Genomic DNA, 14,276 nt, shown 5'->3' on the forward strand with positions numbered 1-14,276 from the left:
AAACATTGGAAGGAACAGGAATGCAGCAGCCAGTTTATCATAGCCGCGATATTCAAGCATGGGAACAGCGCTGGTTTAGCCAGCAAAACAGCTCTTATGGCCTGATGAAGCAGGCTGCATGGGCAATTGCCCAGCGCCTGATTGCCATGTTCAAGCAGCAAGGCATAGCGAACATTGCGTTGTGCTGCGGGCAGGGCAATAACGCCGGTGACGGCTATCTGGCGGCTAAATACCTCAGTCAGGCGGGCTTTCAGGTGGATATTTATGCGGCCGAATTGGGCGCTTCGCAGGATCTGCACCGCGCGGAGCAGGAAGCCCGGCAGGCGGGTTTGCAGATCAGATCCGGCTTTGCATTCCAGGAAAAATATGATGCATGGATTGATGCGCTGTTTGGCATTGGCTTGAACCGCGGGCTGGATGCAGAATGGCAGGTAATCATTGAAAGCATCAACGCGCAGCCGGGCTTGAAGATTGCCATCGATATTCCCAGCGGCCTGAATGCCAATACGGGCCAGCCTTTGCCCTGCGCGGTCAAGGCGGATCACACCTTGACGGTTTTAGGCCTGAAAGCCGGCTTATTTACCGGACAAGGCAAGGAGTTCTGCGGCCAGCTTCAGCTTATTGACTGCATTCCCGCGGATGCTGAACTGCAGCCCATGGCGCAGCTTTCGCCAGCTGCAGTTTCTTTGCCCAAGCGCCAGGCGTTTGGCCATAAAGGCAGCTATGGCCATGTGCTGATTGCCGGCGGCCATGCCGAAATGGGCGGCGCGGTGATTATGGCGGCAGAAGCGGCCTTTCATGCCGGCGCAGGCAAAGTCACCGTGGCCTGCGATGCCAAGCACCATATAGCAATACTGTCCCGCGCGCCGAACATCATGCTGCGCGACATTAACGCGCTGTCACTGCAGGAGATTCAGGCTTTGATTGAGCATGTCGATGCCGTCAGTTTCGGCATGGGCTTGGGCCGCGATGACTGGGCAAAGCAGCAGTTTCAGAACTGGTTTCCCCTAATTCAGCAGTCTGCTTTGGAAACCGTGCTGGATGCCGATGCGCTGTGGTTTCTGGCGCAGCAGCCGGAAACCTTGAAGGCGCAGACTTATGCGACACCGCATCCCGGCGAGGCGGCGAAATTATTGGGCATTAATACGCAGGACGTAGAAGCAGACCGCGTGCAGGCGGTTCAGCAGCTGCAGCGGAAATACGCCGGGCAATGGGTGCTGAAAGGCGCAGGCAGCCTGGTTCTGGAAGACCGGCTGTGGATTTGCACTGCGGGCAATGCCGGCATGGGCACAGGCGGCATGGGCGATGTGCTGGCCGGCATGATTGCCAGCCTAAAGGGCCAGTTTCATCAAGCTGTCCATCTGCATGAGATTGTCACGCTGCATGCGCTGGCGGGCGACTATCTGGCGCAGAACGGCATGCGCGGTCTGCAGGCGCAAGATATGGCGCAGGCTGTATATCTGGCGGTCAATCAGTAAAGACGCATAGGGGGCAGGCAATGCAGGCGTTAAAATTGCTGATTCAGGGCAAAGTGCAGGGTGTAGGCTATCGGCGCCGGTGTGCTGAGGATTGAGCAAACGGCCTTGGATTGGCTGGAGCTGAATTTAACCGGCTTAAAAATATACCGCTGAGCATTGCTTCCCCGCTGCGCCGGCTGTGCGAAGTTGCCTGACTTGAAGATGGGGCGCATTTAAAATAAATCCGCATTAGCCCGAAACGCATCACAGTAAATAAGTTTTTTGCAAAATAATTAAATTAAAAAACAATTAGTTATATTAGAAATACAGCTCGCATTTATTCCTTTCAGCTTTATAATCTCGGCATATTATTTACGGCATCTGCAACAGAATGCCGTTGTTTTTTGACTTTGTATTGGGGAATCATTGTGACTGCACGCGCTTCAGCATTCAGAAATGCGCTATTGACGGTATCATTATCAATAGGACTTATTGCCTGCGGGGGCGGCGGTGACGGAGGCGGGGAATCCGCCAGTGATTCATGGACGGAAGCCGTTCCGCCCGCCTCAAAGCCTGAAGACTTCATCAATGCCCGCATCAGCGCGGCCTTAAGCACAGGCAGCGCAGCCAGCCTGACGCTGCAGGATCAGACGGCGCTGCTCAAATGGGCGCTCAGTACGGCTGAACAGCAGCGCTATTGGCAGAAAAACTTGCTTGGCGCCCTGTATAGCAATGCGTCCGGTAATATTTTACAGCCATCTTTACAGGCGCCGCCGCATGCATCATTAAATCTTTATCCCACCGATTTAAGCACCGGCATGCCATTTGCCATGGCGGATGGCGCCTGCGGCTCGCCTCTTGGCCTGCAGGCCGGCAAAGGCTGCGGCCTGGGTGTTGCCGCCAAAATTGGCAAAGGGCGGGCTTTGGCTTATGGCCAGGAGATGTTTGGCAAAATTTTAAGCAATGACGCCGGCTTCACGCAATTTACTGAAGTGATGAATAACAGCCTGCGCTGGCTGATTGCCGGCGATGCGCATCAGGAGCTGAAAAAATCACTGAATGTCGCGGTGAAAGGTACAAACGCTGCGAACGTGAAGCGCTATCTTGAAGAAAAATTAGGCGCTGCGGTCAACATCTCATCCTGCAATGTGCTGGATCCTGCCAATGCCTGCTGGCAAGATATTGATTTGATTGTTCTTGGTCAGAGCATTGAGTCTGAAAAATTTGATCAGGAACTTATTGATCAATACTTAAGCGCAGGTAAGCCGCTTTATTTTCAGGCCTCTTACTGGGATGTTGGAAGCAATACCCAGAAAGTTTTCAATGCAATCGGCATTCAGTCAAATCATAACTATTTCCGTGATCCCAATACACTGCGGATCTCAAACTCCATGAGCATTGAGGAGCGCTGGAAGCGGATGAACCAGGTGGATGACCTGATTCAAACCCTGCAGTACTTTATTGATCCTGCATCGGTGACGTTGGGTGAGCTTAACAGCAGCAATGCCCTGATTCAAAGCATCCGCACCCATTCCAGCGCGCTGCAGGGCTTGAATGCCCAAGGGCGGTCTGCATTCAGCGAAGATAATGCCAACGCCGTGCTGAAGGCACTGGTGCTGATTGCGGACTTATGGCGTCCGGATGTCAATTACACCGGTTTAAGCAAAAACAGCGATCCGCTCACCTTTATGAAAACCTATGCATCTGATGCATGGCTGGATTATAGCCGCAGTACAGCTGCAGCATCCAAAACCGGGGCCGGCGATTACATGCCGGCCGCTGCGCAAGACATGGCGGTCAGCAGTGACTGGGAAACCATCACAGTGACGATTCCGCAAAGCAGCGGCGTAACCGCGATTGGCCGCGCCAGCATTCCTGCAAAAGCCGTGGATATTCAGATTGCGGATGCGCAGGGCGCAAGCATGGCGGTGCAAACCAGCCATATCCGCACTTGGGGCAGTCCATTTGATGACAGCGGCTATAAGCGCCCGCTGCGTCCAAACAGTTTCAGCGTAAAGCTGAATGCGGGAGCGGAGAACAAATTCATCAGCCCATTTGGCGGCCCGCTGATGCTGAATTACAGCAATGCAGCGGCGGGCAGCACCGTCACCTTGAAAATCAAAGGCAGCGCAAAATACGCGCATTTTGACTTTACCCAGCCGATGACCGCTGCCGATATGAATGCGGCCAGCGCAAGCCTGCAAAGCCGGGAATTTGGCTGGAATACCTTTAAGTTTACCGGCGGTGAAATTCAGCAGATTACGCCTTATGCGCTCAAAGCGATGGGCAATTTAACACCCGATGCGTACATTGAAAGAATTAAGACGGTTATTTTTGACAGCAACCATATGGCCAACGGCTACCGCAATATGCCGCTGGACAGCAGCACCCAGCAGTACTGCAATGCTTTAGGCTGGGATTGTACCGGTGAGATTCACCGCGCGCCGAATGTGCAGCATTTTGTCGGCTGGCTGGCGGCCTGCGGCTTCCTGTGCTCAGGCAACCCTTCGGACGGCGCGGCCGGGCTGGATATCGGCTGGGGCTGGGTGCATGAGCTTGGGCATAACACAGTTCAAGGCGTACTGACCATGACATTCCCGTCGACTGAGAGCGGGAAGACGATCGGCTGCGGCACCGAATGCAATAACAATATTCTGGCAGGCTTAAGCATGCTGCGAAAGTATGAAATTTACGCTTTAGACAGCAATGGCGCTAACTTCCACCATCCGCGGCTATACGGCAACATCAAGGATAACCGCAGTACCGGCTTGAGCGGAGAAGCGCTGCGCGCTGAGATGGAAAACCGCCTATGGCAAGGCGATGACAACGCCAAGCAGGCGTTTCACATGCAGCTGGCTTATAATTATACCCGGCTGCATCAAGGCAAATCACAGCCGGACCTGCAAGGCGTGTATGAGTTTATGCGCTTGCTGAATATTTCGCAGCGCCTTTACAATCAAATTGATTTTGCTAAACCGACAGCTGCGGCGGATAAATATAAATTGGGCCTAGGCGCATTTACTGAGAAAAACTTGAGCCGGCCGGACATGATTTATGTGCTCAGCTCAAAAATTATGGGCTATGACTTAAAAGAGATGTTCAGGCTTTACGGCGTGCCGGTGACGGAAACTGCGCATGCATCGGTTGCGATGCTGCAATTGCCGATGGCGCCCTTGAATTTCTATGCCCAGCCGGTCAACAGGTCAAATCATCTGAATGAGGGGACTTGGCTAACGCTTCCAGCGGCCGGCCCGGTGGCGAACTATCCTTATTGAGTTCTTTTGGCTTAGCCGTAAATGCAAAAGGCAGCTTTTAACAAAGCTGCCTTTTTACTGGGAAATTCAGGCCTTGAAGCTGATGGACTCATGCAAGGCAAAAGAAAGAATCAGCCCCTGCCTTGAAGGCTTAGCGCCGTCTTGAACTGGCCCGGCTGCGTCCGCGCGCCATGCCGCCCAAAGCATTGAGCACGGCCAGTTTGCTCATGCTGCCGGAAGCATGCGCATGGCAAATGGCCGCTGCTAAAGCATCGGCCGCGTCCGCTTGCGGGCGGATGCTTAAGTTCAGCAGCTTCATCACCATCATCTGCACCTGCTCTTTGTCAGCAGCGCCGTAGCCGACCACAGACTGCTTAATCTGGCGCGCGGTATATTCAGCCACCTGCAGATCCAAATTGGTCAAAGCGGCAATGGCTGCCCCGCGGGCCTGGCCCAGTTTCAACGCTGAATCCGGGTTCTGCGCCATAAAAACCTGTTCAACCGCAGCCTGAGTCGGGCCGTGAAACTTAACAATGCGATCAACCCCAGCAAAAATGCGCTTCAGGCGCTCAGGCATTTCGGCAGTTTCGGTGCGGATGGTGCCGGCATCGACAAAACGCAGCTTGGAGCCTTCATGCTCAATAATGCCGTAGCCGGTCAGGCGCGACCCCGGGTCGATACCGATAATTAATGCCATGCCGGCCCTTTAAAAATAAAATAACGCCCATATTGTTACATAAGCGGATCAAAAAAGCTTGATGCTGAGTTTAAGCGCTGGCTTGATGCACTTTATTTATTTAATTGAGATTTGATTAATTTTCATGAAATTATTTCTAATTATCCTTGCAAGCTTAGTTCTGGAAGTATTTGTCTGGATTGGCGTGGGCGACCTTGTCGGCAGCATGTGGTATGTGTTCTTCTGGTTCATCGTCGCGTTTTTCATTGGCGTGAGCATTGTGCGGAAATCATCAGCCGGCCTGATGCCGCAAATGCAGCAGATGCAGGCGGGCCAAATGAGCGCTGACCCGGCATTATCCGGCAATCTTCCTAAGCTTTTGGCAGGCTTTTTATTGATGATTCCGGGCCTGATCTCAGATGTGCTTGCCGTACTGATTCTGATTCCGCCTGTGCAGAATGCGCTGAAAGCCACCATGATGAAAGTGATGATGAAGCGCCAGCAAGCCATGATGGAAAAAATGATGGGCGGCATGATGGGAGATATGGGCGGCATGGGTGGCGCGCAAGGCCAGAACCCGTTTGCAGACATGATGCGCCAGATGCAGGATATGCAGAACCAGCAAGGCGGCCGCGATTCCAGCATCATTGACGGCGAAGCGCGCGAAGTGGCGCCGGACGCAAAACAGATTGAGCTGAAAGACGTCAATAAGCGCTAAGCGGCGCTGATGCTGATCAGTTAAGAAGTCAGGCCGGATCAATTGATCCGGCTTTTTTATTGCAGTAAATTCATGCAGGCAGCGTATTTGTTTTTAACAAACGATATAATGCGCGCTTTAGGCATTCTGCTGATTTTCTATGTCGCTTCTTTTAACCATTTGCATGCTGCATTTTGTAGCCCAGCTGAGCCCCGGCCCTGACGTATTGCTGATCGCAAAAAGCTCAGCCTCGACCACGCGGGCCAATACCTTGAAAATTATTTCCGGCATATCGGCGGGGATTGTGGTTTGGGTCGCGCTGACCTTAATGGGCTTTACTGTACTGATTGAACAGCTGCCGTGGATTCAGCAGGTTCTAATGATTATCGGCGGCCTGTTTTTGGCGAAAATGGGCTGGGCCATGCTGAACGGCGGCTTAAAAAGCTTGAAGCAGGAGGCAGAGCTGGAGGCCGCTGGGCAAGCTGAAAAGCCGGATAATTATTTTATGCTGGGCTTATTCACCAATCTGTCCAACCCGAAAACGCTGATCTATTTCAGTAGCGTATTTTCGCTGGCGCTGAGTTCTTCCGCCGGCGAGGATCTTAAAACCCAGCTGGCGTTTATTATTCCAATTCAGACTTTTCTGGTGTTCAGCGCGCTGATGCTGATTTTATCCATGCCGAAAATCAAAGCGCTGTATCAGCGTTCAGGCAGCTATATCGACATCATCTCCGGCGCACTGTTTTTGGCCTTTGCAGTTTGGCTGTGGCTTGATGCACTTCAGGTCTTATGACTTAGGCTTCTGGAGTTTCCGCAGCAGCCGGCAGCTTCGCTTCAGCAGGGGAAGGCTTCAGGTCTTCTCCAGTTTTTTCCTCTAGGCGGTAGCGGTTCGGCTTGAGCGAAGCTTCAGTATTTTCAGAGCCTTGATAGCTCCGGCTGCGGTTGGCGCGTTCACGCAGGCCGCCTTTTTTAATTAATTGCACCATCATGCTTTCCTCAAATCAATGCGCTTAGTTTAATGCAAAAGCGCGGAGAGCAACATGCTGATTGCGCTTGGCTTAGGCCGTCTTTAAGGCTGCCCGCTTGAGAAGGCGAAAGCAGGCGCAGGGCTGGGCCATAAAAAAACCTGATGCCGGATCAGGTTTTTTCTGTAAATTTTTTATTTGGCAGATTTGCTGTCCTGCTGAAGCACATCCAGAAGTGACTGCTGCACAGGTATTTCCTGACGGTCTTGCAAATAGATATGCGCTGCTTTGAATATCAGGGCTGCAGCCAAGCACGCCATAATGCAGAAAATCCAGAAGCCGTAAGGGCTCTGAATCGTGTGTGAACCGCAGCGGGTACATTCTTTGTCAGTAGAAGCAACGACCTTGTTGCAGCAGGCACAGTGGTACTGATAGTGCATATTTTTCTCCTTATTATCTGACGCAGCTGTTCTTTTTTTAATTTTCAGCCATGAATGCAGGGCTGATTGTTTATCTTATGTGAGTAATTGTGTGCATACAAGACAGCGGTAATAATCTGTAAAGTCACAAAAATAAAATAATCAGAAAAAATGGATAAAGCTATGTTTTTAAAATTGAATTCAGCAGCATTTCTGAAGAAATAGTTACAATTTGATGTTCTGAAAAACTGCGGCCGGATAGGGGCTTGCTGCCTGCACGGCGCCGTGGCCTAAACCGCCGGCAGAATTGGCTTTTAAACTCAGCATGCAGAAAATAAGGCTGCTGAATTATAAGCGTTTATCGGCTTTTTACTTGAAGAATATTTGATTGATTTGAGGGCTAAAGCGGTTTCTTAGATAAAAAAGCAATAAATCAGAGAACAGCCAAAGCTGGTCTGCATGCAAGTTTTAGCCTAAATTTAAATAAAAAACATTAAATATCATTTATATATTAAAAATATTTTACTTTTTACTGGAGTGTGATAGATTTCACATCCCTGAAAATAGTGTGACTTAAGTCATTAAGTTAAAGAGGTTTTGATGATTTTGCAGCAGTATAAGATTGTCTTTGGCGGGACAATGGGCGCAGGCAAGTCAGCAGCCATAAAAACTCTGTCAGACATTCCGGTGATTGCCACAGAAGCGGTGAATACTGATACTGAAGCGCATGCTAAATTGTTAACAACCGTCGGCATTGATTATGGGGAAATCCATCTAGAGGATGGCATCAAAATTGGCCTTTACGGCACGCCGGGGCAAGACCGCTTTGACTTTATGTGGCCACTTGTATGCAAGGGCGCGATTGGCACCGTCATTTTAATTGATCATACGCGCCCGGAGCGCTTGCATGATTTGGAATTTTATTTGAACGCATTTCAAGCCTATGGTTCAAATATTGTGGTCGGCATAACGCATTTAGATCAGCAGGATGATCAGATGCTGAAAATTTACCGTGACTGGATGTCCATACATGGCTGCTGCTATCCGCTGTTTGCAGCCGATGCGCGTCAAAAAGATGATGTTTTATTGATGATTGAATCATTAATAGCATCTGTAGAAATTCAAACTGCTTAACTATTGGATCAGTCATTCATGTCTTTCACTGGAAATCCGCGTCAAGCGCCGCAAGACTTAGTCCAAAAAGGGCAAGCGCAAATTCAGCAGCTGCTGCATGCAGTGCCGGGCTTAGATTTTGTCATGCTGTGTTCTTCAGATGGTTTTGAGCTGGCTTTAGCGTCTAAAAAGAACTTGAGCAATCCGGGGAAAGTTGCTGCGGTAGGCAGCTCCATCCTGGCGATGGTTTCGGCATTTGTGTCGGAAATTCAGCTTCAGGGCTGCCAGACCATTACGCTGGATGCTGATAATGGCAAAGCCGTTTTATCGGCAGTTGCGCACCCTCAATATCCTATGCTGATTGTCGCTTTAGCACCTAAAGATGTTCTGCTGGGGCAGTTGCTGTACAGCATTAAAAAAACTGCTGGAAATATTGCATCAATGAATGACGCTGCTTGAATTCAACACTAGAGCTTATTTTCTCCGGCGCACTGCCGGATAATCGTCTGTATTAAAGTATTAGTTTATGAATCAAGTTCTTAATATCGCAATTTTTGGTCTAAGCTTAAAAGTCTTAGATCAGATGAAAAAGCAGATTCTGCTGGCTGTGCCCGCGCATGTTCAAATTAAGTGGGTGAATATTGCTGAACAGAAAATAGACCTGCTGCTTGTAAATGATATGTTTTTCAGCTCGGATAATATTCAGCGCATCATTCAGCAGCATGCGCGCGCTTATCTGCGCCTGATTAAACAGGCTGAAAATGCGGGACTGGTGGAAGATGACCGGTTGGCTTATCCCTTTACGCGGCTCGACAGTTTGACCGAATGGATGCAGGAGCAGCTGCTTGATTATGCATATGAGCCGCCCTATCAGGCCTTAGGCGCGCCTTTTTCCGCCGTGGCAAGGTATGCTGCAGCGGATGATGTTTTCAATGAAATGTTTACCCCGCGCAACGGATATATTCAGCTATTGGACTCCCGCGGTTTTGTTGCGCTGGTTGATACCATGACCGAGCGTGTTTGGGTCAAGCAGGACGGCAGCGGCATCACATTTAATGAAACATTGACTCAAACCTATGCCACCAATCAATTCGCTCAGGATATTGCAAAAGAGTTAAGCGCTCAGGATTTGAGAGTTTGGCTGTGGCGCACTGTCAACCGTTCAAATGGCTTGGCTTTGCCAGAAGTGAAGGGAAATCAGTATTTTAAACTGCAGATTTGGCCGCAATTTGAGAAAGGCTTTGAGCGCAGAAATCTGCTGAAGGCGGCTGCCTGTTTTGCGCAGGGAGCGCAGCTGAAAGCGGTTGCGGCGCACTTAGCCATTTCGCCTGAAATGGTGGAAAAATTTGTGGCCATGGCTGTGCTGCTCAGGCTGGGGCAATTTATTGAAGAATCAGAAGCGGGCTTTGCTGCGCCTGAAACGGGGCAGGCATCAGGCCAGATGCAGATGCTGCGCGGTTTTTTTGGAAAGCTGCGCAAGAAATTAGGCCTTTAAAAATTTACTGGGGTTTTCCCCTTACTTGAGAAGAGAAAAAACGATGGCAAAAGTAACTTTAGATACACTGACGGAAATTGATGGCTTTATTGCAGCGGCATTGGTTGACAGTGAAAGCGGTTTAGCCCTGGCGACCCAGGGAACAGGAATTGTTGATTTGGAACTTGCTGCAGCCGGAAATACTGAAGTATTGCGCGCAAAGCGTAAAGTCGCTAAAGCGCTTCAATTAAATGACACAATTGAGGATATTTTAATTACCCTTGGCAAGCAGTATCACCTGATCCGTCCTTTGGATTCAAATGAAGCGCTGTTTTTATATTTGGTCTTAGACCGCTCTAAGGCAAATTTAGCAATGTCACGCTATGAGCTGAAGGCATTTGAAAAAGAACTGGATTTTTCATAATTCATACAGCCTTTTTTAAACAGGCAAGCCAGAAGCGCGTACAGCAGAGATAGATTTCTCTGCTGTACGTTTGCTTATTGCAGCCGGCATTCAGCGCCAAAAAATTATAAGAAAAATTTCAGCATTTTCCAGCATATCGCTTTATTTCCTTTATATTGCATTTAACACCCTTGCCTGCGCCGCAAAGCGGTTTTCTGCATTTAATGCTATAGTCTGCAGGTTTAATTTCGGACTTTGAATGATGTTGAAAAAAGGCATTTACCGGCACTATAAAGGCCAGCTGTATCAGGTATTTCATGTGGCAACCCATAGCGAAACAGGAGAGCGGCTGGCGGTCTATCAATGCCTGTACGGCGACTATTCCATGTGGGTGCGGCCGCTGGAGATGTTCATGGAAACTGTCAGCATTGAAGGCGAAACCGTTGAACGCTTTAAGCTGATTCAGGAAACCTGAGCGGCATAGGGCTGCAGCGCGGCCGGCAAGCGGATGAGCTAACTATAATTTAAAAGAGGGAAGCATGAGTTTAACCGACGAGTTCTTGGCGCAGGCTAATGCGCTTTATCAGGATTTTCAGGCGCATGACGCCCTGCAGTCAGACCGGCTGCAGCGCTTTCGCAATATCGAGCCTGAATCTGCGCGCCTTTTGGGCGTACTGATCCGCGCCCAGCAGGCACGGAAAATTCTGGAAATCGGCACATCTACAGGCTATTCAACGCTGTGGCTGGCCAATGCTGCCCAAAGCACGCAGGGCCAGGTCACAACCATTGAAATTGATGCTGAACGCAGCCATCAGGCGCAGCAGCATGCCGCACGGCTGCATCTGCAGAATACAGTGGAATTTAAAGTCGGCGATGCGCTGGAATTCCTGCAGCAGTGTACTGAGCGCTACGATTTTATTCTGCTGGATGCCGAACGCGATGCCTACGTGGCCTACTGGCCGTATTTAGCGCAGCTTATGCAAGCCAAGGGCGGGCTTTTAGCTGTGGACAATGTGCTGTCACATGCATCGGAAGTTGCTGAGTTTATTGGCCTGATTGAGGCGGATAAGCGCTTTGCCTGCGCCAGCCTGCCGGTTGGCGCAGGGCTGCTGCTGGTCACTGCGGTTTAACTGCAGGGCCAAGTGCGGGTGCGGGCAGCTGTCAAAACCTGCGTTTTGACGGCTGCTTTTATGCTTATTATTGAATGCTGATGCGGGTAAAGTGCAGGTCATATTCTAAGTATTTGTGCACAAAGGCTGCCTTGTCGTGGCAGCGCATCATATTGTTGTAGATGAATTCGGGAACAGGGTGGTACAGGTCGCCGGTTCCATTGGTATAAAAAATTTTAAGGTAGCGTGATGAAGCACTGTATTTCCAGGATTTCACGGCAAGCTGTGTTCCCATAAGCACCTCGCATAAGTTATTTTATTATTCGCAGATTAAGCCTGTTACCTTTTGAAATTAGACGGTTTTTGAATGGCCGAATAGGACAGTTTTGTAAATATTCCAGCCATTTTATTGCAGGCGCTCAAGCGCTGCTGTCTCCTGGCTGAAATCAACCGTCTGCAGTTTCAGCTTAGGCGCTTGGCAGGCGCATTGCCAATAAAATTTTCAGATAACCTTAGGCTTAAATGGCGCATGAAAGCTATAGAACTTCATGCTGAATCATGATTTTCAGCTGCTGAAAGAAGAATTGCGCGTCTAAATTGGCCATTTCCAGCTGGACAATATTCTCAAAACCGCATGAGGTGGCGATCAAGCGCCAAGCGATTGCGTCGATCTGCTTTGGATCAAAAGAAAATTCCTGCGCATTCAGCCCATTCTCAAGAATAGCTAAAACGGCACGGTGCCAGAGCTGCATGGCCTCCTGATAAGCGGCCTTAATCTGGTGGTCGGCATGAATGCTGTTTTCGGCATCATTCCAAAGCTTCAGGTAGGGCAGGTCTTCTGCGCTTTCAGTAAAACCGAGCATATAGGTCAGGCAGTCAAAATGGCTGTTCTGCAGCTGCAGCGGCTCTGCATCTAAATTTTCACGGACTAAGGACAGGAAAATGGAAGTTTTCAGCTCAGAAATCGAGCCGAAATGGTGATGAACCTGCCCGGTGGATATTTCTGCAGTTTGCGCCAGATGGCGCACAGTCAGGGCATTAAACCCCTCAGTTAAAACAATTTTTTTTGCAGTTTCGGTGATTTGTTTTTTCCGGTCTTGCTTATTCAGATAGCTCATTAATCATGCCGTTACAATAAAGTTGGACGGGTGTTCAATTTGACGCAGTATAATTTGGACATATGTTCAAATTTACATGTACAAAGGTTATTCATGTTACGTAAATGGTATATTTTAGCAATAGTCGTGCTGATTTATCTGCCGGTTTCCATTGATGCGACTGTGTTGCATGTTGCAGTTCCAACCCTGATTCAAGCCTTGCAGCTCAGCAATGCTCAAATGCTCTGGATCATTGATATTTATCCGCTGATGATGGCAGGGCTGCTGCTGCCTATGGGTGCGCTGGGCACGCGCATCGGCTATAAAAAACTGATGCTGGCCGGGGCGGCGGTTTTTGGCGCGGGTTCGCTGCTTGCTGCTTTTGCGCCGTCAGCAGCGGTTTTGATTTTTTCCAGAATTATTCTGGCCATCGGAGCCGCCATGATTCTGCCTGCGGCGCTGGCCTGCCTGCGCAGCACCTTCCTGGATGAAAATCAGCGCAACTTTGCCTTAGGCCTATGGGTTGTTGCCGGCGGCGGCGGGGCTGCATTTGGCCCGCTTATTGGCGGCGCGCTGCTTGAGCATTATCACTGGGGAGCGGTATTCCTGATTAATATTCCGATCATCGGCGCGGTTCTGGCAGGAGGGAATTTCATCCTGCCGGATCAGGAGATGAATGCGCAGAAGAAAATAAATATTCTGGACAGCGCATTATTGACGGCTGCTATTCTGCTGCTGATTTATGCGCTGAAAGCTGGATTAAAAGCGTATAGCCTGAATGTGCTGCTGATTGGGCTTGCCGGCGCCGCCTTGCTGTATCTGTTTATGCAGCTGCAGCGCCGCAGGGCAGAGCCATTGCTGGATTTAACGCTGTTCCAGCATACAGCGGTCAAAACCGGCTTCTTGATCTGCATTTTTGCCATGATGGCATTGGTCGGGTTCGAGCTGCTGATTTCTCAAGAGCTGCAGTTTGTTTATGGCTTAAGCCCGCTGCAGGCAGGGCTGTTTATTCTGCCCTTTATGCTTGCCGTCAGCCTGAGCGGGCTTTTTGCCGGCGCATTGGTTAACCGCTTTGGGGTGCAGGCCGTCAGCCTGTGGGGGCTTGCCGCGGCGGCTATTGCATTGTTAGGCTTAGCGGAAACCAGCGCCATGGAGCAAAAGCATTGGGCGTGGTTCTGGATGGCGCTGCTGGGCATCAGCATTGAGTCCGCTTTTCTGGCGGCGACATCCGCGATCATTTCCGCCAGCCCGGTCGATAAAGCTGCGGCGGCGGGCGCGATAGAAAGCATGGCGTATGAGCTGGGCACAGGCTTCGGTGTAGCGGTATTTGGCCTGCTGGCTTCATTTTTTTACAGCGGCAAAGCCAATTTCCGCGGCTTGATGCCGGAGCAGGATTATGAGATTGCCAGGCATTCGATAGGTGAAACGGCGCGCATGCTGAAAGGCGCCGATGAAAACGCAGCCTCGGCGGTGCAGGCGCTGGCAAATCAGGCTTTTATTTCGGCGTATCAGCTGGTTTTGCAGATTTCCAGCTTAACGCTGATGCTTCTGCTGCTGTTTGTGTGGCTGTACGGGCGTCAGCGGGAAGCCGAATAGTCTGGCCAATAAAAAA

General features: G+C 50.1%; 16 protein-coding genes. 11 read left to right on the top strand and 5 right to left on the bottom strand.

Annotated features, from left to right (window positions below; translation table 11 throughout):
- Positions 1 to 20: 20 nt before the first annotated feature.
- Both BEN74_RS16980 and BEN74_RS16990 read left to right on the top strand, forming a co-directional pair.
- Positions 21 to 1,478, top strand: coding sequence for a bifunctional ADP-dependent NAD(P)H-hydrate dehydratase/NAD(P)H-hydrate epimerase (locus tag BEN74_RS16980; RefSeq protein WP_068907538.1), 1,458 nt, complete (start codon positions 21 to 23; stop codon positions 1,476 to 1,478).
- Positions 1,479 to 1,885: 407 nt separating this feature from the next.
- Positions 1,886 to 4,732, top strand: a complete 2,847-nt coding sequence (locus BEN74_RS16990) for an ImpA family metalloprotease (protein ID WP_228200366.1) — start codon at positions 1,886 to 1,888, stop codon at positions 4,730 to 4,732.
- Between the two features lie 130 nt (positions 4,733 to 4,862).
- On the opposite strand, the gene ruvC is transcribed toward BEN74_RS16990, so the two are convergent.
- On the bottom strand, positions 4,863 to 5,408 hold the full coding sequence (gene ruvC, locus BEN74_RS16995; RefSeq protein ID WP_068907545.1) for a crossover junction endodeoxyribonuclease RuvC: 546 nt from the start codon (positions 5,406 to 5,408) through the stop codon (positions 4,863 to 4,865).
- Between the two features lie 124 nt (positions 5,409 to 5,532).
- On the opposite strand from ruvC, the gene BEN74_RS17000 reads away from it, so the two are divergent.
- Together BEN74_RS17000 and BEN74_RS17005 are read left to right on the top strand one after the other, a co-directional pair.
- Positions 5,533 to 6,105 (top strand): FxsA family protein, encoded by a 573-nt coding sequence (locus BEN74_RS17000; protein WP_068907547.1) that lies wholly within the window; start codon positions 5,533 to 5,535, stop codon positions 6,103 to 6,105.
- Between the two features lie 139 nt (positions 6,106 to 6,244).
- Positions 6,245 to 6,877: a LysE family transporter gene (locus BEN74_RS17005; protein ID WP_068907549.1), complete on the top strand. Its 633-nt coding sequence runs from the start codon at positions 6,245 to 6,247 to the stop codon at positions 6,875 to 6,877.
- Between the two features lies 1 nt (position 6,878).
- Here the strand turns inward: BEN74_RS17005 and BEN74_RS17010 are convergent, their stop codons facing one another.
- Positions 6,879 to 7,070, bottom strand: a complete 192-nt coding sequence (locus BEN74_RS17010; RefSeq protein ID WP_068907681.1) for a hypothetical protein — start codon at positions 7,068 to 7,070, stop codon at positions 6,879 to 6,881.
- A gap of 173 nt (positions 7,071 to 7,243) precedes the next feature.
- Positions 7,244 to 7,489 carry a hypothetical protein gene (locus BEN74_RS17015; protein ID WP_068907552.1) on the bottom strand — a complete coding sequence of 82 codons (246 nt, stop codon included), beginning with the start codon at positions 7,487 to 7,489 and terminating at the stop codon, positions 7,244 to 7,246.
- Between the two features lie 579 nt (positions 7,490 to 8,068).
- Here BEN74_RS17015 and BEN74_RS17020 point away from each other — a divergent pair.
- The 6 genes from BEN74_RS17020 (at position 8,069) to BEN74_RS17045 (ending at position 11,588) form a co-directional block, all read left to right on the top strand.
- Positions 8,069 to 8,602, top strand: a complete 534-nt coding sequence (locus BEN74_RS17020) for a GTP-binding protein (RefSeq protein WP_068907554.1) — start codon at positions 8,069 to 8,071, stop codon at positions 8,600 to 8,602.
- 18 nt (positions 8,603 to 8,620) lie between these two features.
- A complete protein-coding gene (locus BEN74_RS17025) occupies positions 8,621 to 9,040 on the top strand; it encodes a roadblock/LC7 domain-containing protein (protein WP_068907683.1) in 420 nt (139 codons plus the stop codon).
- Between the two features lie 67 nt (positions 9,041 to 9,107).
- On the top strand, positions 9,108 to 10,076 hold the full coding sequence (locus BEN74_RS17030; RefSeq protein WP_068907556.1) for a hypothetical protein: 969 nt from the start codon (positions 9,108 to 9,110) through the stop codon (positions 10,074 to 10,076).
- 43 nt (positions 10,077 to 10,119) lie between these two features.
- Complete coding sequence (locus BEN74_RS17035) at positions 10,120 to 10,479, top strand: hypothetical protein (protein ID WP_068907558.1); 360 nt, start codon at positions 10,120 to 10,122, stop codon at positions 10,477 to 10,479.
- A gap of 238 nt (positions 10,480 to 10,717) precedes the next feature.
- Positions 10,718 to 10,933, top strand: coding sequence for a DUF1653 domain-containing protein (locus BEN74_RS17040; protein WP_068907560.1), 216 nt, complete (start codon positions 10,718 to 10,720; stop codon positions 10,931 to 10,933).
- A 64-nt stretch (positions 10,934 to 10,997) separates the two neighbouring features.
- A complete protein-coding gene (locus BEN74_RS17045; protein WP_068907562.1) occupies positions 10,998 to 11,588 on the top strand; it encodes an O-methyltransferase in 591 nt (196 codons plus the stop codon).
- Positions 11,589 to 11,655: 67 nt separating this feature from the next.
- Here BEN74_RS17045 and BEN74_RS17050 read toward each other — a convergent pair whose 3' ends face one another.
- Both BEN74_RS17050 and BEN74_RS17055 read right to left on the bottom strand, forming a co-directional pair.
- Positions 11,656 to 11,862, bottom strand: coding sequence for a KTSC domain-containing protein (locus tag BEN74_RS17050; protein ID WP_068907564.1), 207 nt, complete (start codon positions 11,860 to 11,862; stop codon positions 11,656 to 11,658).
- Between the two features lie 241 nt (positions 11,863 to 12,103).
- Entirely contained in the window at positions 12,104 to 12,685 is a 582-nt protein-coding gene (locus BEN74_RS17055) for a TetR family transcriptional regulator (RefSeq protein WP_068907567.1), read from the bottom strand.
- 93 nt (positions 12,686 to 12,778) lie between these two features.
- Here BEN74_RS17055 and BEN74_RS17060 point away from each other — a divergent pair, with 93 nt between their 5' ends.
- The gene (locus BEN74_RS17060) at positions 12,779 to 14,260 is read left to right on the top strand and encodes an MFS transporter (RefSeq protein ID WP_068907569.1); all 1,482 of its coding nucleotides are present in this window, start codon (positions 12,779 to 12,781) and stop codon (positions 14,258 to 14,260) included.
- Positions 14,261 to 14,276 lie beyond the last annotated feature (16 nt).

The sequence above is a fragment of the Acinetobacter sp. WCHAc010034 genome (assembly GCF_001696615.3).
In the GTDB taxonomy this organism is placed as follows: domain Bacteria; phylum Pseudomonadota; class Gammaproteobacteria; order Pseudomonadales; family Moraxellaceae; genus Acinetobacter.

What these genes read in the sequence shown, in the direction of transcription:
- BEN74_RS16980 (WP_068907538.1), top strand. Translation starts at nt 21, where the DNA reads ATGCAGCAGCCAGTTTATCATAGCCGCGATATTCAAGCATGGGAACAG.
- ruvC (WP_068907545.1), bottom strand. Translation starts at nt 5,408, where the DNA reads ATGGCATTAATTATCGGTATCGACCCGGGGTCGCGCCTGACCGGCTAC.
- BEN74_RS17000 (WP_068907547.1), top strand. Translation starts at nt 5,533, where the DNA reads ATGAAATTATTTCTAATTATCCTTGCAAGCTTAGTTCTGGAAGTATTT.
- BEN74_RS17005 (WP_068907549.1), top strand. Translation starts at nt 6,245, where the DNA reads ATGTCGCTTCTTTTAACCATTTGCATGCTGCATTTTGTAGCCCAGCTG.
- BEN74_RS17010 (WP_068907681.1), bottom strand. Translation starts at nt 7,070, where the DNA reads ATGGTGCAATTAATTAAAAAAGGCGGCCTGCGTGAACGCGCCAACCGC.
- BEN74_RS17015 (WP_068907552.1), bottom strand. Translation starts at nt 7,489, where the DNA reads ATGCACTATCAGTACCACTGTGCCTGCTGCAACAAGGTCGTTGCTTCT.
- BEN74_RS17020 (WP_068907554.1), top strand. Translation starts at nt 8,069, where the DNA reads ATGATTTTGCAGCAGTATAAGATTGTCTTTGGCGGGACAATGGGCGCA.
- BEN74_RS17025 (WP_068907683.1), top strand. Translation starts at nt 8,621, where the DNA reads ATGTCTTTCACTGGAAATCCGCGTCAAGCGCCGCAAGACTTAGTCCAA.
- BEN74_RS17030 (WP_068907556.1), top strand. Translation starts at nt 9,108, where the DNA reads ATGAATCAAGTTCTTAATATCGCAATTTTTGGTCTAAGCTTAAAAGTC.
- BEN74_RS17035 (WP_068907558.1), top strand. Translation starts at nt 10,120, where the DNA reads ATGGCAAAAGTAACTTTAGATACACTGACGGAAATTGATGGCTTTATT.
- BEN74_RS17040 (WP_068907560.1), top strand. Translation starts at nt 10,718, where the DNA reads ATGATGTTGAAAAAAGGCATTTACCGGCACTATAAAGGCCAGCTGTAT.
- BEN74_RS17045 (WP_068907562.1), top strand. Translation starts at nt 10,998, where the DNA reads ATGAGTTTAACCGACGAGTTCTTGGCGCAGGCTAATGCGCTTTATCAG.
- BEN74_RS17050 (WP_068907564.1), bottom strand. Translation starts at nt 11,862, where the DNA reads ATGGGAACACAGCTTGCCGTGAAATCCTGGAAATACAGTGCTTCATCA.
- BEN74_RS17055 (WP_068907567.1), bottom strand. Translation starts at nt 12,685, where the DNA reads ATGAGCTATCTGAATAAGCAAGACCGGAAAAAACAAATCACCGAAACT.
- BEN74_RS17060 (WP_068907569.1), top strand. Translation starts at nt 12,779, where the DNA reads ATGTTACGTAAATGGTATATTTTAGCAATAGTCGTGCTGATTTATCTG.